This window comes from Actinomadura viridis (genome assembly GCF_015751755.1).
Lineage (GTDB): Bacteria > Actinomycetota > Actinomycetes > Streptosporangiales > Streptosporangiaceae > Spirillospora > Spirillospora viridis.
On sequence record NZ_JADOUA010000001.1, the window covers coordinates 1,455,615 to 1,472,265 of the forward strand.

Sequence of the window (16,651 nt, forward strand, 5' to 3'; positions counted from 1 at the left end):
CCGGGACGGGGCCTGGGGTTAAGAACCCGCGTACGGGGTGGCGTCCAGGATCTCCACGCTCATGCTGCGGCCGTTGGGCAGCGTGTAGGTGGCCTTGTCGCCGACCTTCTTGCCGTTGATGGCCGAACCCAGCGGGGAGTTGGGGGAGTACACGTCGATCGGAGCGCCGCTCTCCTCACGGGAGGCGAGCAGGAAGGTGACCTCCTCGTCGTCGCCCTCGAAGGCGATCGTGACGGTCATGCCCGGTCCGACGACCCCGTCGGTGCGGGGGGCCTCACCCACGCGGGCGTTCTCCAGGATGCCCTGCAGCTGCAGGATGCGGCCCTCGATCTTGCCCTGTTCCTCCTTGGCCGCGTGGTAGCCGCCGTTCTCGCGCAGGTCGCCCTCCTCCCGCGCCGCCTCGATCTTCTGAGCGATCTCGATGCGGCCCGGGCCCGACAGGTGGTCCAGCTCAGCCTTGAGCCGGTCGTACGCCTCCTGCGTCAACCAGGTGACGTTGTCAGCGCGGGTCTCGGTCACGGGTACTCCTCATCCACATGTTGCGATCTCGCTCGTCCCGGCGGGAGGAGCGACACATCGACATGAAGTGCGGCCGGGTGAAACCTCTAGCCTATCCGGTGTGTGCGGGTAAAGGTTCCCTGAACATGGCGCACGCAACCCGCCAAAGAGGGTCGGGCTTTCACCAGGTGACGCGGGTCGTTCAGACCTTGTGGCAGTCCTTGACCCGCGCCCCGGTGGCCCGTTTCGACGTCTGCAGGACGTCGGTCCGGGTGATGCGCTCGGTGCCGGGCGGCACGGTGATCCGGGACGTGGCGACGATCGCGAAGTCGGTGTCGAAGGCGTCCACCGTGCACCGCACCTCGTCGTCCCTCGCCTTGGCCACGGCGTAGCGCACCTCGACGGTGGAGGCGTCCCGCACGACGTAGGTGATCGTCTGCGAGGCGATGCCCGGGGTGTTGTTGGCGTTCGCCATGATCACGGCCCAGCCGCCGGCCAGGACCGCCGCCAGGACGCCGATGACGGCGTAGCCGAGCCGTCCGGGCCGCCGCCCGCGGCCGCCCGGCCCGCCGCCCTCGCCTCCCGGCCCGCCGGGGCCGTCCGTGCCGCCGGGCCCGGCCGGCCACTCCTGCACGCCGCGCGCGGGACGCGCGCCGGCGTCCTCCGCGGCGGTGGTGGCGGCCCCCGTGCCGGACGCGCCGCCGGGCGCGCTGCGGGCCGCGGTGCCGGCCCGCGCGGCGGGCCCGTCCGGCTCTGGTGTGACGCTGGTGGGCATGGCGGGAATCTCCGTGCGGGGCGTGGACGTTGTCAGGGACAATTCTCTTCCGTCGAGGCGGGTGCTCCGCACCGGGGTCCGCTCATCACGATACGTACCGCCAAGTACTGGCTGCCACGAGGGAGTACTCCAGGTGTCCGAGGCCATCGATCATGCGACGCTCGATCCGTCCCGCGGGCCCGCCGAGCCGCTGCGGCTGATGGCCGTGCACGCCCACCCGGACGACGAGTCGAGCAAGGGTGCGGCGACCATGGCCCGCTACGTGGCCGACGGCGTCGAGGTGCTGGTGGTCACCTGCACGGGCGGCGAGCGCGGCGACATCCTCAACCCGGCGATGGACCGCCCGGAGATCAAGGCCGACATCGGCAAGGTCCGCGAGGAGGAGATGGCGCGGGCCCGCGAGATCCTCGGGGTGGAGCAGCGCTGGCTGGGCTTCGTCGACTCCGGTTTCCCCGAGGGCGACCCGCCGCCGCCGCTGCCCGAGGGGTGTTTCGCGGTCCAGCCGCTGGAGGTGGCCTCCGAGCCGCTGGTACGGGCCGTCCGCGAGTTCCGGCCGCACGTGATGCTGACCTACGACGAGAAGGGCGGCTACCCCCACCCCGACCACGTGAAGTGCCACGAGGTGTCGGTGGAGGCGTTCGAGGCCGCGGGCGACCCCGACCGCTACCCGGGCACCGGCGAGCCCTGGCAGCCGCTGAAGCTCTACTACCACATGACCTTCACCCGGGAACGGGTCACGGCGCTGCACGAGGCGATGGAGAGGAACGGCCTGGAGTCCCCGTACGCCGACTGGGTCAAGCGGTTCGAGGACGAGGCCCCGCCGCGCTGGGCGGTGACCACCCGCGTTCCCTGCGGCGAGCACTTCGAGACCCGCGACAAGGCGCTGCTCGCCCACGCCACCCAGATCGACCCCGACGGCTTCTGGTTCGTGTGCCCGCTGGACCTCCAGCGTGAGGTCTGGCCGACCGAGGACTACCATTTGGCCAGGTCCCTGGTCGACACCGAGTTGCCGGAGGACGACCTGTTCACCGGTATCCGGGAGAAGGTATGCCTGTAGTGCCCGCACTCGCCATCCCGCTCAACGACGACACGGTGACCCCCGGTTTCCTGGGGTTCGGCGTCTTCCTGGCGCTGGCGGTCGCGACGTTTTTCCTGATCCGTTCGATGAACAAGCAGATCGGGCGGATCCAGGCTCCTCGCGAAGCCGACCTCAAGCAGCAGGAGTGGGAACGCGCCCAGAGCGCCAAGAAGGCGCGGTCCACGGAGACGAAGCCGGAGCCGGAGGACGGCGGGGCGGAGGCGCCGTCCGGTCCCAAGGCGGCGGCGTCCCCGCCGTCCCGCGCGCGATCCGGCGGGGACGACTCCGCCGGAGACCCGGCGTCCTGATCGCGCCCTGAGCCCGTCCTGAGCCCGGCGGGGCACCGTCCAGTGGCCGGCGAGGCACCGGCCGTGGCCGGCGGCGCCGGTTGGAATTCCTCCGTGCCGGGGAGTACCTCGACGTGCGTGCCGACTTCGAGGACTCCTACCGGCGGCTGACGCCGGACGCCGCCCGGCTGTTCAGGCTGCTCGGCCTGCACCCGGGTGAGGGCGATCCGAGCCTGGGCGCCGCCGCCGCGCTGGCGGGCCGTCCGGAGGCGGAGGTCGCAGACCTGCTGCGACGGCTGGTCGCCGAGGACCTCGTGGCCACGGCGCCCGGCGACGGCCGGTTCCGGCTGTCCGGCCGGGCACGCGAGTACGCCGCCGGGCGCGCCGAGCGCGACGAGACCCAGCGAGCGCGCGACGCCGCCTCGCGCCGCGTCCTGGACTTCTACCTGGCGGGGGCGGCGGCGGCCGATGTGACGCTGGATCCCGGCCGGTGGCGGCTGGCGCCCGCCTTCGACGGCGTCCGCCGGTTCGCCGACAAGGACGGCGCGTGGGCGTGGCTGGAGGCGGAACGGGAGAACCTGCGCGCCGCCGTCGAGACCGCCTACGCCCATGGGTGGGACGAGTACGCCTGGGGGCTGTGCGAGGCCCTCTGGCACCTCTGCTCCCTGCGCGGCTACTACCGCGACTGGATCGGCACGCACGAGCTGGGCGTCCGGTCGGCGGTCCGTGGCGGCGACCGGGCCGCCGAGGCCCGGATGCGGACCCAGCTCGGGTACGCGCTGATCGGCCGGGACCGGGCCGGGGACGCCGCCCGCGAGTTCACCGCCGCGCGGGAGGCGGCGCGGGCCGCCGGTGACCGGCGGGGCGAGGCCGCGGCGGGGGAGGCGCTCGGCGTGGTGCTGATCGTCCGGGAGCGCTGGGCGGAGGCGGTCGAGGCGCTGGAGGACGGCCTGCGCCTGGCGGAGGAGACCGGCGATCCGCGCCTGGTCCTGTCGGCCCGCGTCCACCTGGGCCGGGCGGTCAGCGGCGCGGGCGACCAGGAGCGTGCGGTGCGGATCCTGGGCCCGCTGCCGGACGACTTCCTGGCCCTCGCCGAGCCTGACCGGTACGGCCGTGGGCGCGCCCTGACCGGGCTGGGCCAGGCGTACCTGCGGAGGGGCCATCCGGACGCGGCGATCAACTTCTTCGGCCAGGCGCTGGAGATCATGCGGGCCGAGCGCGCCTCCGAGCGGCAGGCCGACCTGTGGTGCCACCTCGCCGACGCGGCCCGCTTCCGCCGGGACACCGACGCCGAACGGGCGGCGCTGTCGCGGGCGCGCCCGCTCTACGAGGCGCTGGACAGCCCGAAGGCGGCCGGGGTGGCGGCCCGGCTCGGCTGACGTACCGGCCGGGCGGGCCGCGGCACCCTCAGGCCTTGTGGTGGTCCCAGCTGGTGGTCCGCTCCGGCTCCATCACGATGACGACGCGTTTGGCCAGCGCAGGCTCCAGCCCGGCGGCGAACGCCGGATCGATCGGGGCGCCCAGCTCCGGTACGGGCAGCCCCGCCATCCGCGAGCCGACCACGGCCCCGACCTTGAGGCGGACGTCGGGATCCTCGATGATGCGGCCCTTCCCGTACAGGCTCACCCCGCGCAGCTCGTTGTACTCGGTGCCGTCCTCCACCAGGCAGGTCATGGTGGGGTCGCGGCGTAGGTTGAGGACCTTCTGGGAGGAGCGGTACGTGGTGAAGGCGATCTTGCCGTCGAGCAGCGTGTAGAACATGGTGACCAGATGGGGCTCGCCGCCCTTGCCGATCGTGGCGACCTGGACCTTGAAGGAGGCGGCGAGGAAGGCCGCCACCTCCGGGTCCGTCATCTTGATCTTCTCGCGCTTGTTGCTGCCCACGGATCCTCCTTCAGAGCCGGCACCGGCCGCCAGCATAATCAAGCGCTTATTTCCCTTCGCACCGGCACCATGGGTGACATGTCGCTCCGCGAACTGCTCGTACTCGGCTCCGCCAGCGCGGTGCCCACCAGGACCCGGAACCACAACGGCTACCTGCTGCGCTGGGACGGGCACGGCCTGCTGTTCGACCCGGGGGAGGGCACCCAGCGGCAGATGACGCTCGCGGGGGTCAGCGCCACCGACCTCACGTGGATCTGCGTGACCCACTTCCACGGCGACCACTGCCTCGGCGTGCCCGGCGTCGTGCAGCGCATCGCGCGGGACGGCGTCGAGCACGAGGTGAACGCGGCGTTCCCCGCGAGCGGCACCGAGTACTGGCGGCGGCTGAGGCACGCGGCCGCGTTCCACGACACCGCGGTGATCAGGGAGCGGCCGGTCAGCGGGGCGCGGGCGCGGCTGGACACCGGCGACGCGCCGTTCACGCTGACCGCGTGCCGCCTGGACCACCCGGTCGAGTCGTACGGCTACCGGCTGGAGGAGCCCGACGGCGTGACCATGCTGCCCGCCGAGCTGGCGGCGCGGGGCGTGCGCGGGCCGCTGGTACGGCGGCTCCGCGAGGAGGGGGTGGTCACCACTCCGGACGGGCGTACGGTCACTCTGGAGGAGTGCGCCGTCCGGCGTCCCGGGCAGAAGGTCGCCTTCGTCATGGACACCGGGGTGTGCGCGGCGGCCTACGAGCTGGCCGAGGGCGTGGACATGCTGATCATCGAGTCCACGTACCTGGACGAGGACCGCCGCCTGGCCGCGGAGCGCGCCCACCTCACCGCCGGGCAGGCCGGCGCGGTCGCCGCGGCCGGCGGCGTCCGGCACCTGGTCCTGACCCACTTCTCCGAGCGCTACCGGGCCGAGGACGAGGAGCGCTTCCGGCGGCAGGCGGCGGGGCCGTTCCGGGGCGAGATCACCCTCGTGCGCGACCTGGACCGGGTTCCGCTGCCCCGGCGCCGCCCCGCCGCCCGCCCGGCCGGTGGCTGAGCCGGTGTTCGCGGTCCCCCGCGGGTGAGAACGGGATCACGCTGGGGAGGATGCGGGCATGGCTGAAGACGTCGATGTGGTGGTGATCGGGCTCGGCCCGGGAGGTGAGGACGCCGCCGGGCGTCTCGCCGAGGCCGGGCTGTCGGTGGCCGGCGTCGAGGCGCGCCTGGTCGGCGGGGAGTGCCCGTACTACGCCTGCGTCCCGACCAAGATGATGGTGCGCGCCGCGGGCCTGCTGGCCGAGGGACGCCGCGTCCCGGGGATGGCCGGCGACGCCACCGTCCGGCCGGACTGGTCGCCGGTGGCCGGGCGGATCCGGGACGAGGCCACCGACGGCTGGAACGACCAGGCCGCCGCCGACCGGCTCACCGCCAAGGGCGTCCGGCTGGTCCGCGGCCGGGGCCGGATCACCGCGCCCGGCGAGGTCACCGTCGGCGACCGGACCCTCCGGGCCCGCCGCGGCATCCTGATCGACATCGGGACCGAGCCGGCCGCGCCCCCGATCGACGGGCTGGACGGCACCCCGTACTGGACCAACCGCGAGGCCGTGCGCGCCGAGCGGGTGCCCGGGTCGCTGCTCGTCCTGGGCGGCGGGGTGGTCGGCGCGGAGACCGCCCAGGTGTTCGCCCGGTTCGGCGCCGACGTGACGATCGTGGAGGTCGCCGACCGGCTGCTGGCCCAGGACGAGCCCGAGTCGTCCGAGCTGATCGCCGAGGTCTTCCGGAAGGAGGGCCTCCTCGTCCGGACCGGGGCCACCGTGACCGGCGTCCGCCATGACGGCGACTCCTTCACGCTCGACCTCGGCGGCGAACGGCTCACCGCCGAGCGCCTGCTGGTGGCGGCGGGCCGGCGCAGCGACCTCAGGGGCCTCGGCGTCGCGGCGGTGGGGCTGGACGAGGACGCCCGGACCATCCCGGTGGACGGCAACATGCGCGCCGCCGACGGCGTCTGGGCGATCGGGGACGTGACCGGCAAGGGCCAGTTCACCCACGTGTCGATGTACCAGGGCAGGATCGCCGTGCGCGACATCCTCGGCGAGGAGGGCTCACCGGCCGCCTACCGGGCCGTGCCCAGGGTCACCTTCACCGACCCCGAGATCGGCGCGGTCGGCCTGACCGAGGCGCAGGCCCGCGACCAGAACCTGCCCGTCCGGACGGGGTTCGCGCGGCTGGAGGAGACCGCCCGCGGCTGGATCCACAAGGCGGGCAACGAGGGCTTCGTCAAGCTCGTCGAGGACACCGAGTGGGGCGTCCTGGTCGGCGCCACCGCGGCGGGCCCGTCCGGGGGCGAGGTGCTCGGCGCGCTGTCGGTCGCCGTGCACGCCGAGGTGCCCACCGGCGCCCTGCGCGAGATGATCTACGCCTATCCCACCTTCCACCGCGCCATCGAGGCCGCCCTCGCCGACCTGGACGGCGCCTGAGGCGTGACCCCGCGCGCCGATCGGGCAGGATCGGAGACATGAACCGCCTCAAGGACGCCACGAGCCCGTACCTCCTCCAGCACGCCGGCAACCCGGTGGACTGGCGGGAGTGGTCGGACGAGGCGTTCGCCGAGGCGAGACGCCGAGATGTCCCGATCCTCCTATCTGTCGGATATGCCGCTTGTCATTGGTGTCACGTCATGGCCCACGAGTCCTTCGAGGACGGGCCGACCGCCGGGCTCATGAACGAGATGTTCGTCAACGTGAAGGTCGACCGGGAGGAACGGCCCGACGTCGACGCCGTCTACATGGAGGCCACGCAGGCCATGACCGGCCAGGGCGGCTGGCCGATGACGGTGTTCATGACCCCCGAGGGGCATCCGTTCTACTGCGGGACCTACTTTCCCCGGCCGCAGTTCCAGGCGCTCCTGCGGGCCGTCCACAAGGCGTGGACGGAGCAGCGGGACGACGTGGTCGGGCAGGGGCAGCAGGTCGTCGCGGCCCTCACGTCGCGCAAGAACGTGCCGCAGGGGGACGGGCCGCCCGATGCCGAGCCGCTCGCCGGGGCCGTGCGGGCGCTCGCCAGGTCGTACGACGGCGCGCGCGGAGGGTTCGGAGGAGCGCCGAAGTTCCCGCCGTCCATGGCGCTGGAGTTCCTGCTCCGGCACCACGCCCGCACCCAGGACCGGGAGGCCCTCGCCATGGCCTCCCACACGCTCGAAGCCATGGCGCGCGGCGGGATGTACGACCAGCTCGGGGGCGGTTTCGCCCGGTACTCGGTGGACGCCTCCTGGGTGGTGCCGCACTTCGAGAAGATGCTGTACGACAACGCGCTCCTCGCGCGGGTCTACGCGCACTGGTGGCGGCTCACCGGCGAGCCCTTCGCCAGGCGCGTCGCGCTGGAGACGTGCGACTGGATGCTGCGCGACCTCCGCACGCCCGAAGGCGGCCTGGCCTCGGCGCTGGACGCCGACAGCGAGGGCGTCGAGGGCAGGTACTACGTGTGGACGCCCGAGCAGCTGACGGCGGCCCTGGGCGAGGAGGACGGCGCGTACGCGGCGGAGCTGTTCGAGGTCACCGGCACGTTCGAGCACGGCACCTCGGTCCTGCAGCTCCCGCGCGACCCCGAGGACCCCGAGCGCCACGACCGGATCCGCGCGGCGCTGCTCGCGGTCCGCCGGGAACGGGTGGCCCCGGCCCGCGACGACAAGGTGGTGGCCGCCTGGAACGGGCTGGCCGTCGCGGCCCTGGCCGAGTGCGGCGCCCTGCTGGACCGGCCGGACCTGGTCGGCGCGGCGGTCGAGGTGGCCGGGCTCATCACCCGCGTGCACCTGCGGGACGGCCGCCTCGTACGGACCTCGCGGGACGGCGTGGCCGGCGCCAACGCGGGCGTGCTCGAAGACTACGCCGACGTGGCCGAGGGCCTGCTGGCCCTGCACGGTGTGACGGGTGACGCGGCGTACGTGGAGCGGGCGGGCGCCCTCCTGGACACGGTGCTCGACCGGTTCGGCGATGGCGAGGGGGGGTTCTACGACACCGCCGACGACGCCGAACGCCTCTTCCGCCGGCCGCAGGACCCCACCGACAACGCGACCCCGTCCGGGCAGTTCGCCGCGGCGGGCGCGCTGCTGTCGTACGCCGCGCTCACCGGCTCGGCCCGGCACCGCGAGGCCGCCGCGGCGGCGCTGGCCCCGGCCGGCCTGCTGGCCGCCGAGCACGCCCGGTTCGCGGGCTGGGGGCTGGCGGTGGCGGAGGCGTACGCCACCGGGCCCCTGGAGATCGCGGTGGTCGGCGACCCGGGGGACGACCGGACCCGCGCGCTGCACCGGACCGCGCTCATGGCGGCGGCTCCGGGCACCGTGGTCAGCCTTGGCGAGCCGGGCGCGGACGGGGTGCCGCTCATGGAGGGGCGCGGCCTGGTGGACGGGGCCCCCGCGGCCTACGTCTGCCGGGAGTTCACCTGCCGCCTGCCGGTGACCACGCCCGGCGACCTCGGCCGGGAGCTGCGGCTCTGAGCGCCGGGGCCGGCGTCACCGGGCGGACGCGCGGCACGGTGAGCTTGATCTCGCCGATGCTTGGTGTTACCACTGGGTAACGGAACTGGGGCTGGCGGAACGGCGGCCGTCCCGGCGAGGATGACCATCTGGCGCGGCGGCCGTCCTGACCGGCCCCCGCGCCAATAGTCTTGAGCGCCGACAGGCCGAGCCGTGAGGGAGTGTCGCCGTGCGCAAGCCGGACCGCCGGGTTCTACCGACGATCATCGGCGTTTCGGTGGTGACCACCCTGGCCGCGAACGGGGCGGTGCTGGTGGCGCGCGGCCAGGACGGGACGGACCCGCGCACCCGGGCCGAGCACCAGAGATTCGTGGCCGCCTCGGGCAACACCAGGCTCTCCCAGGCCGCGGTGGCCCCGCTGGGCAAGCGCCTGGAGCCGCACATCCTGGTCGCGGCGCCCGCCGCGCTGCCGGCCGACGTGGTCTCCAAGGTGCGCGGGCTCAAGGGCGTGGCCGGCGTCGAGGTCGTGGACGCCGTCCAGGCGATGGTCTCGGGCAAGCGGGTGGGCATGCTGGGCGTCGACCCGTCCACCTTCCGCAACTACACGCCCAAGCCGACGGCCCAGTCCGACGCCCTGTGGCGCAACGTGGCCGCGGGCGACGTCGCGATCTCGTTCACGATGGGCAGCGACGGCGGCGTCCAGCTCGGCAGCCAGGTGCCGGTCGGCGGCCGGGAGCGGCAGACCCGGCTGCGGGTCGGCGCGTACGCCACGATGGGCATCGGCGACGTGGACGCCGTGGTCTCCCGCGCCACCGCCCAGGCCCTGGGCGTGCCCACCTCCAACGCGATGCTGGTCAGCGTGCCCGAGCGCAAGAGCGGCGCCTACCTCAAGCGGATCAAGAAGATGCTGCCCTCGCGGGCCAAGGCGGTCGAGGTCAACCCCGAGATCGACTATCCGAAGGCGGCCGAGAAGGTCCCCGCGGCCCGCGGCCAGGTGATGACCGCCGGGCAGGTGCGGACGGTGATCCGCGCCGCGTACACCCGGCTGGGCTGGCCGTACGTGTGGGGCGGGGAGTCCGAGGCCGAGGGCGGCTACGACTGCTCCGGGCTGATGCAGTTCGCCTTCGCCAAGGCCGGGATCAGCCTGCCGAGGGTCGCCGCCGACCAGGCGCGGGCCGGCTGGGTGATCCCCTACTCCAAGGCGCAGCCCGGCGACATGCTGATCTGGGCGAACGACCCGACCGCGCCCGGTTACATCTCGCACATCGCGCTGTACATCGGCGACGGCAAGATGATCGCCGCGCCGCGCCGGGGGACGGTGGTCCAGGTGCAGAACGTCTACACGCGCAACATGAAGGGCGCCGTCCGGGTCAACCCGGGCCGGGCCGCACGCGTCGCCGGCTAGAAGGACCGGCCGCCCGCGGCACCGGGCATCCCGACTCGATGCTTTCCAGGGGTCGCCCCTGGGGTCGGCCGGGGTGTAATTTTGATTACATGACTACGAGCAATGCGGCCGAGGAGCTTCGCGGCTGGTTCACCGGCCGGCTGCCGGAGGGCTGGTTCGAGGGGCCGCCCGAGATCGTCCTCGACCGCGAGGAGGTCAGCGTGGTGGGGCGGCTGCCCGAGCCGGCCGCGGCCCGCGACGCCGGCGGGAGCGAGCGGGCCGGCGTGCTGTCCGGCCACGTCAACCGCTTCCGCGAGGAGACCCGTGACCAGCGCATCGCCATCGCCCGCGAGGCCGAGCACAGGTTCGGCCACAAGGTCTCCTGGGGCGTGGAGTGCGGCGACCTGCGGGAGATGTTCACCACCCTGTCGGTGCCGGTGATGACCCGGCTGCGCCAGCCCGAACGCCGCGTCCTGGACACCCTGGTCGACGCGGGCGTGGCGCGCAGCCGCAGCGACGCCCTGGCCTGGTGCGTGCGCCTGGTCGGCAAGAACACCGACGAGTGGCTGGCCGAACTGCGCAAGGCCCTGGAGCACGTCGAGCGCGCCCGCGCCGCCGGCCCGAACGCCTAGCCAGGGCGTGTCTCGAAGTGGCCTCGGCCACCGCGCGAGCGCGTTGGCCGCCCGGTGGGGCGATGCCGGAGGCGAGTCTCACCGGGCAGATCGCGGAGCGATGTCGCGCTCGCCAAGTCCCGGTCAGGTGCGAGCCGCCAGGCGAGCGCCGTGGGCCGGGACTTTGAGCCTGAGCATCGCTTAGCCTCTGTTGCCGGAGTCCCGGCCCGCATTCCGGACGTTCCATGGCGGTTCGCCCGGTCATGGCGTTTTGGTCGTTCCGGGGGGAGGGGCGTCCCCGCCGGGCCATAATTGGGCATCGTTCTGAGCAGGGGCGTTCGTGTGAAGGGAAGCCCGCATGGGGGTTCGGCGAGATGGCGGTGACCGGGGCGCACGGAGGGGCGCGGCCGGCGGCGGCCCCGGCGGTGGCGCGCCCGCGGGTGCCGGGCCCGACTCGGGAGCCAGGGAGCGGCTGACCTCCGCGATCCGGCACAGCGGCCCGTACGGCGCCATCCGGGACGCCGTCTACCGCATGTACGAGCGGCGGGTCGAGTCCTCGCTGAGGACCGACATCATCCCGCGGCACGTCGGGGTCATCCTGGACGGCAACCGGCGCTGGGCCCGCTCGATGGGCATCAGCGACGTCAACACCGGCCACCAGCGGGGCGCCGACAAGATCTCCGAGCTGCTGCACTGGAGCACCGAGGCCGGTGTCGAGGTGGTCACGCTGTGGCTGCTGTCCACCGACAACCTCACCCGGCCCGCCCGCGAGCTGGACCCGCTGCTGGCGATCATCGAGAACACGGTGCGGAAGCTGGCCGCCGACGGATGGCACGTCAAGCCGGTGGGCGCGCTGGACCTTCTGCCCGACAAGACCGCCCGTGTCCTGAAAGACGCCGCCGAGGCCACATCCGGCGCTCCCGGCCTGATTGTGAACGTCGCGGTTGGGTATGGAGGTAGGCGTGAGATCGCTGATGCGGTGCGCTCTCTGCTCATCGAGCAGGCGGGCAGAGGCACCAGCATCGAGGAACTCGCCGAGATCCTCGAAGTCGAGCACATCGCGGAGCATCTCTACACGCGCGGCCAGCCGGACCCCGACCTGGTCATCCGCACCTCGGGGGAACAACGTCTCTCCGGCTTCATGCTCTGGCAGAGCGCCCACTCGGAGTTCTACTTCTGCGAGGTCCACTGGCCGGACTTCCGGAAGGTCGACTTCCTGCGGGCGCTGCGCTCGTACGCCGCGCGGCACCGGCGCTTCGGTTCCTGAGGGCCGGCGGTCGCCTCTCCAGGGGCCGCCGCCGACCACCGTCCCGGGTCAGGGCTCTCCTGGCCGCGCGGGGGCGGACTGTGGCGCCACCAGTTCCCCTCTTCTCAGGGAGATCGAGTGGCCACAACCTCCGCGCGCCGTCCCGAGCCCGGGATCCCCACCGGGACGACCCCCGTCCCGGACCGGCGCACGTACGTCCTCGACACCAGCGTCCTGCTCGCCGACCCGGGGGCGATGACCCGGTTCGCCGAGCACGAGGTCGTGCTTCCCATCGTCGTCATCTCCGAGCTCGAGGCCAAGCGCCACCACCCGGAGATCGGGTACTTCGCCCGCCAGGCCCTGCGCACGCTGGACGACCTCCGGCTGGAGCACGGCCGCCTGGACGAGGCGCTGCCGCTGGGCGACCAGGGCGGCACCCTGCGGGTCGAGCTGAACCACTCCGATCCGAGCGTGCTGCCCGACGGTTTCCGGCAGGGCGACAACGACACCCGGATCCTGTCGGTGGCCGGCTGGCTGGCCCGGGAGGGCCGCGACGTGGTCCTGGTCTCCAAGGACCTGCCGATGCGGGTCAAGGCGTCGGCGGTCGGGCTGGCGGCCGAGGAGTACCGGGCCGAGCTGGCGGTGGTGGAGTCCGGCTGGACGGGGATGAGGGAGCTGGAGGTCCCCGGCGGGCGGCTGGAGGAGCTGTACGACGCCGGCACCGCCGACCTGGAGGAGGCGCGGGAGCTGCCCTGCCACACCGGGCTGCGGCTGCTGTCGGAGCGCGGCTCGGCGCTGGGCCGGGTGCAGCCGGACAAGTCGGTCCGGCTGGTGCGCGGCGACCGCGAGGTCTTCGGGCTGCGCGGACGCTCGGCCGAGCAGCGGATCGCCCTCGACCTGCTGATGGACGAGGACGTCGGGATCGTCTCGCTGGGCGGCCGGGCGGGCACCGGCAAGTCCGCGCTGGCGCTGTGCGCGGGCCTGGAGGCCGTGCTGGAGCGGCGCCGCCATCGCAAGGTGGTGGTCTTCCGGCCGCTGTACGCGGTGGGCGGCCAGGAGCTGGGCTACCTCCCCGGCTCGGAGAACGACAAGATGTCGCCCTGGGCGCAGGCGGTGTACGACACCCTGTCCGCGGTGACGACCCCGGAGGTCATCGACGAGGTTTTGGACCGTGGCATGCTGGAGGTCCTGCCCCTCACCCACATCCGGGGCCGGTCGCTGCACGACGCGTTCGTGATCGTGGACGAGGCGCAGTCCCTGGAACGGGGCGTGCTGCTCACCGTGCTGTCCCGGATCGGCGCGGGCTCGCGGGTCGTGCTCACCCATGACGTGGCCCAGCGCGACAACCTCCGGGTCGGGCGGCACGACGGCGTCGCCGCGGTGGTGGAGAAGCTCAAGGGGCACCCGCTGTTCGCGCACGTCACCCTGACCCGTTCCGAGCGCTCGCCGATCGCCGCCCTGGTGACCGACATGCTCGGCGACATCGGCGCCTGACCGGCGTCCCGGCCGCGGTCCGCCCGGCCGGCGATCGTTTCGGCAGCCGTACGGGCCCCGGCGCTCCGCCGGGGCCCGTCCGCGGACCGTGCGGCGATCACCATCGGTGATCGTCAAACCTCATACCGTGCTTTCGTGATGAACGTCACATGGGAGTGGTTGAGGGTGCGGAATCCCTGCTCTTGACGCTATTTCCGCACTTCGTCCGGTGAGTTGACAAGCGCCTCATCCATAGCATTTGTCTCGTTCTGGTTGCGGAGCATGCCCGGCACTCGGGCATTGTGTCTCCTCGTAAGCACCCCCGAACGGTGCCCTTCACCTCGCCCTCCCCCGTTACGGCGAGCTGAGCGCGGCACCGTCCCGGACACGGGGCCCGCCGGTCGGTGACCGGGCCGGCCGCCGTGCCGGGGGTGAAGGCAGATCGTGCGCGCGTCCATGTGCGTATGACCGTCGGAAGGACCGCCTTGTACGGAGACCGCCCCGGGTCCCCTAGGCGAGACGATCGACAGAACTCGGCCCCCCACGACCCCCTGGGCCCCGCCTACGCGGCCCCGCAGCCGGACGACGTCAAGGTCGCCGGTTCCCCCTACGGCGCGGCGCCCCTGGGCCACGCGGACGCGCCCGGCGCGTTCGGCGGCGGCGGCGACACCGCCACCATGGGCGCTGTCCAGGCCGAGCCGCAGGGCACGGCCGTCGCCCTGGCCGAGCCCCCGCCGTACCCCGGCCCGGCCGGTCCGATGGGAGCGGGCCCCGCCGACGAGATCGGCAACGGGATCGGCGATGAGCCTCCCCGCCACCACGGGCGCCGGTCCGGCGGCCGGCGCGGCGGCGTCAAGATCGCCGCCATGGCCGCGGGCGCGGCCGTCGTGGTCGGCGGCGGCGCGATCGCCGCCGTGGTGCTGACCGGCGGCGACGACGGCAAGGCCACCGTGTCCTCCGCCCCGCTGGCCGACGCCGCCACGGTGGCTCCCCCGGTCGACCCCAAGGTCCTGGAGGAGCAGCGCCGCAAGGAGGCGCTGAACCGGGCGTCGCGGGCCGCGCGCAAGGGGACGGGCAAGAGCCCCGCCCTCATGCCCAAGGGCAGCCCGATCCCCACCAAGACCCCCAAGCCGTCCGAGTCGGGCGCCCCGTCGGCGGGCAACCCGGTCCCGGCGGGCGTGGCCCAGGCGTACGCGAAGTCCATCATGGACAACCCCAGCACGCAGTTCGGCTGCCTGGTGAACCTGTGGAACAAGGAAAGCAACTGGAACTACAAGGCATCCAACCCCTCCAGCGGCGCCTACGGCATCCCGCAGGCCCTTCCCGGTTCCAAGATGGCCAGCGAGGGCGACGACTGGCGCACCAACTACAAGACCCAGATCCGCTGGGGTCTCGGCTACATCGAGAACCGGTACGGCAGCCCCTGTGAGGCGTGGGCCCACTCCAAGCGGGTCGGCTGGTACTAACCGGCTGACGAGCCCGAGGAGCCCGGGCGGGTCATGGACAGCACGTCCAGGGCCGCGTCGAGCTGTTCGAGCGTGAGCCTGCCCTTGTCGACGTGGCCGCGTTCCAGGACCACCTCGCGGATCGTCTTGCGCTCGGCCAGCGCCTGCTTGGCGACCCTGGCGGCCTCCTCGTAGCCGATGTGGCGGTTGAGCGGGGTCACGATCGAGGGCGAGGACTCGGCGTACTCGCGCAGCCGCCCGGCGTCGGCCTCGATGCCCGCCACGCACCGGTCGGCCAGCAGCCGGGACGCGTTGGCGAGCAGCGTGATCGACTCCAGCACGTTGCGGGCCAGCATCGGCAGCATCACGTTGAGCTCGAAGCTGCCCGAGGCCCCGCCGAACGCGATCGCGGCGTCGTTCCCGATCACCTGGGCGGCCACCTGGGCCACCGCCTCGGGGATCACCGGGTTCACCTTGCCCGGCATGATCGAGGAACCGGGCTGCAGGTCGGGCAGCCGGATCTCGGCCAGCCCCGCCCGCGGGCCCGAGCCCATCCAGCGCAGATCGTTGACGATCTTGGTCAGCCCGACCGCGATCGTCCGCAGGGCCCCGCTGGTCTCCACCAGCCCGTCCCTGGCGCCCTGCGCCTCGAAGTGGTCGCGGGCCTCGGTCAGCGGCAGCCCGGTCGCGCGGGCGATCTCGGCGATGACCCGGGCCGCGAAGCCCTCGGGGGTGTTGATGCCGGTGCCGACCGCGGTGCCGCCCAGGGGCAGCTCGGCGAGGCGGGGGAGCACGGCCTCCAGCCGCTCGACGCCGTAGCGGACCTGGGCGGCGTACCCGCCGAACTCCTGGCCCAGCGTCACCGGCGTGGCGTCCATCAGGTGCGTCCGGCCCGCCTTGACCACCGTGGCGAACTCGGCCGCCTTCGCCTCCAGCGCGGCCTCCAGGTGCCGCAGCGCCGGGATCAGCGCGCCCACGACCGCTCCGGTGGCCGCGATGTGGATCGAGGACGGGAACACGTCGTTGGACGACTGGGAGGCGTTGACGTGGTCGTTGGGATGCACCGGCCGGCCCAGCCGCTCCTCGGCCAGCGTGGCGATCACCTCGTTGGCGTTCATGTTCGAGGACGTGCCGGAGCCGGTCTGGAAGACGTCGATGGGGAACTGGTCGTCCCAGCGGCCCGCGGCGACCTCCAGCGCCGCCTCCCGGACCGCCTCCGCCAGTTCCGCGTCCAGCACGCCCAGCTCGGCGTTGACCGTCGCGGCGGCGGCCTTGACGTGGCCCAGCGCGGCGATGTGCGCGGGCTCCAGGGGCCGCCCCGAGATCGGGAAGTTCTCCACGGCCCGCTGCGTCTGCGCGCGCCACCTGGCCGTGGCCGGGACCCGCACCTCGCCCATGGAGTCGCGCTCGACCCTGAACTCCGGTTCCGCCGCCCGCTCGGTCATGGAAAAGCCACCTCCGGTTTCGCGATCCTGCCTCCATGGCAGCCTCCGCAGGTGGCCGATCATTCCCGTTATGGCGGCT

General features: G+C 73.4%; 15 protein-coding genes. 11 read left to right on the forward strand and 4 right to left on the reverse strand.

Annotation, left to right across the window (positions count from 1 at the left end):
- Positions 1-18 precede the first annotated feature (18 nt).
- Together greA and IW256_RS06335 are read right to left on the reverse strand one after the other, a co-directional pair.
- A complete protein-coding gene (gene greA / locus IW256_RS06330; protein WP_197010058.1) occupies positions 19-519 on the reverse strand; it encodes a transcription elongation factor GreA in 501 nt (166 codons plus the stop codon).
- Between the two features lie 181 nt (positions 520-700).
- Positions 701-1,273 (reverse strand): DUF4307 domain-containing protein, encoded by a 573-nt coding sequence (locus IW256_RS06335; protein ID WP_197010059.1) that lies wholly within the window; start codon positions 1,271-1,273, stop codon positions 701-703.
- Positions 1,274-1,472: 199 nt separating this feature from the next.
- On the opposite strand from IW256_RS06335, the gene mca reads away from it, so the two are divergent.
- The 3 genes from mca (at position 1,473) to IW256_RS06350 (ending at position 4,017) form a co-directional block, all read left to right on the forward strand.
- On the forward strand, positions 1,473-2,330 hold the full coding sequence (gene mca / locus IW256_RS06340; RefSeq protein WP_197016129.1) for a mycothiol conjugate amidase Mca: 858 nt from the start codon (positions 1,473-1,475) through the stop codon (positions 2,328-2,330).
- Positions 2,321-2,659, forward strand: a complete 339-nt coding sequence (locus tag IW256_RS06345) for a hypothetical protein (protein ID WP_197010060.1) — start codon at positions 2,321-2,323, stop codon at positions 2,657-2,659. Before mca ends, IW256_RS06345 begins: the two co-directional genes overlap by 10 nt.
- A 113-nt stretch (positions 2,660-2,772) precedes the next feature.
- Positions 2,773-4,017 (forward strand): tetratricopeptide repeat protein, encoded by a 1,245-nt coding sequence (locus IW256_RS06350; protein ID WP_197010061.1) that lies wholly within the window; start codon positions 2,773-2,775, stop codon positions 4,015-4,017.
- Positions 4,018-4,045: 28 nt separating this feature from the next.
- Here IW256_RS06350 and IW256_RS06355 read toward each other — a convergent pair whose 3' ends face one another.
- Positions 4,046-4,522: a pyridoxamine 5'-phosphate oxidase family protein gene (locus IW256_RS06355; RefSeq protein ID WP_197010062.1), complete on the reverse strand. Its 477-nt coding sequence runs from the start codon at positions 4,520-4,522 to the stop codon at positions 4,046-4,048.
- 78 nt (positions 4,523-4,600) lie between these two features.
- Between IW256_RS06355 and IW256_RS06360 the strand changes: the two genes are divergently transcribed.
- From IW256_RS06360 to IW256_RS06395, 8 genes are all read left to right on the forward strand, one after another.
- Entirely contained in the window at positions 4,601-5,554 is a 954-nt protein-coding gene (locus tag IW256_RS06360; protein WP_197010063.1) for a ribonuclease Z, read from the forward strand.
- Between the two features lie 58 nt (positions 5,555-5,612).
- Positions 5,613-6,974 carry a dihydrolipoyl dehydrogenase family protein gene (locus IW256_RS06365; RefSeq protein WP_197010064.1) on the forward strand — a complete coding sequence of 454 codons (1,362 nt, stop codon included), beginning with the start codon at positions 5,613-5,615 and terminating at the stop codon, positions 6,972-6,974.
- 38 nt (positions 6,975-7,012) lie between these two features.
- Positions 7,013-8,989: a thioredoxin domain-containing protein gene (locus tag IW256_RS06370; protein WP_197010065.1), complete on the forward strand. Its 1,977-nt coding sequence runs from the start codon at positions 7,013-7,015 to the stop codon at positions 8,987-8,989.
- Positions 8,990-9,197: 208 nt separating this feature from the next.
- Entirely contained in the window at positions 9,198-10,373 is a 1,176-nt protein-coding gene (locus IW256_RS06375; protein WP_197010066.1) for a C40 family peptidase, read from the forward strand.
- Between the two features lie 89 nt (positions 10,374-10,462).
- Positions 10,463-10,984 carry a hypothetical protein gene (locus IW256_RS06380; RefSeq protein WP_197010067.1) on the forward strand — a complete coding sequence of 174 codons (522 nt, stop codon included), beginning with the start codon at positions 10,463-10,465 and terminating at the stop codon, positions 10,982-10,984.
- A 337-nt stretch (positions 10,985-11,321) separates the two neighbouring features.
- Positions 11,322-12,230, forward strand: a complete 909-nt coding sequence (locus IW256_RS06385; RefSeq protein WP_197010068.1) for an isoprenyl transferase — start codon at positions 11,322-11,324, stop codon at positions 12,228-12,230.
- Positions 12,231-12,383: 153 nt separating this feature from the next.
- Positions 12,384-13,703, forward strand: a complete 1,320-nt coding sequence (locus tag IW256_RS06390) for a PhoH family protein (protein ID WP_197016130.1) — start codon at positions 12,384-12,386, stop codon at positions 13,701-13,703.
- Positions 13,704-14,167: 464 nt separating this feature from the next.
- Positions 14,168-15,148 (forward strand): aggregation-promoting factor C-terminal-like domain-containing protein, encoded by a 981-nt coding sequence (locus IW256_RS06395; protein WP_197010069.1) that lies wholly within the window; start codon positions 14,168-14,170, stop codon positions 15,146-15,148.
- On the opposite strand, the gene IW256_RS06400 is transcribed toward IW256_RS06395, so the two are convergent.
- Complete coding sequence (locus tag IW256_RS06400; protein WP_197010070.1) at positions 15,145-16,572, reverse strand: class II fumarate hydratase; 1,428 nt, start codon at positions 16,570-16,572, stop codon at positions 15,145-15,147. The two genes, IW256_RS06395 and IW256_RS06400, sit on opposite strands and share 4 nt — an antisense overlap.
- Positions 16,573-16,651 lie beyond the last annotated feature (79 nt).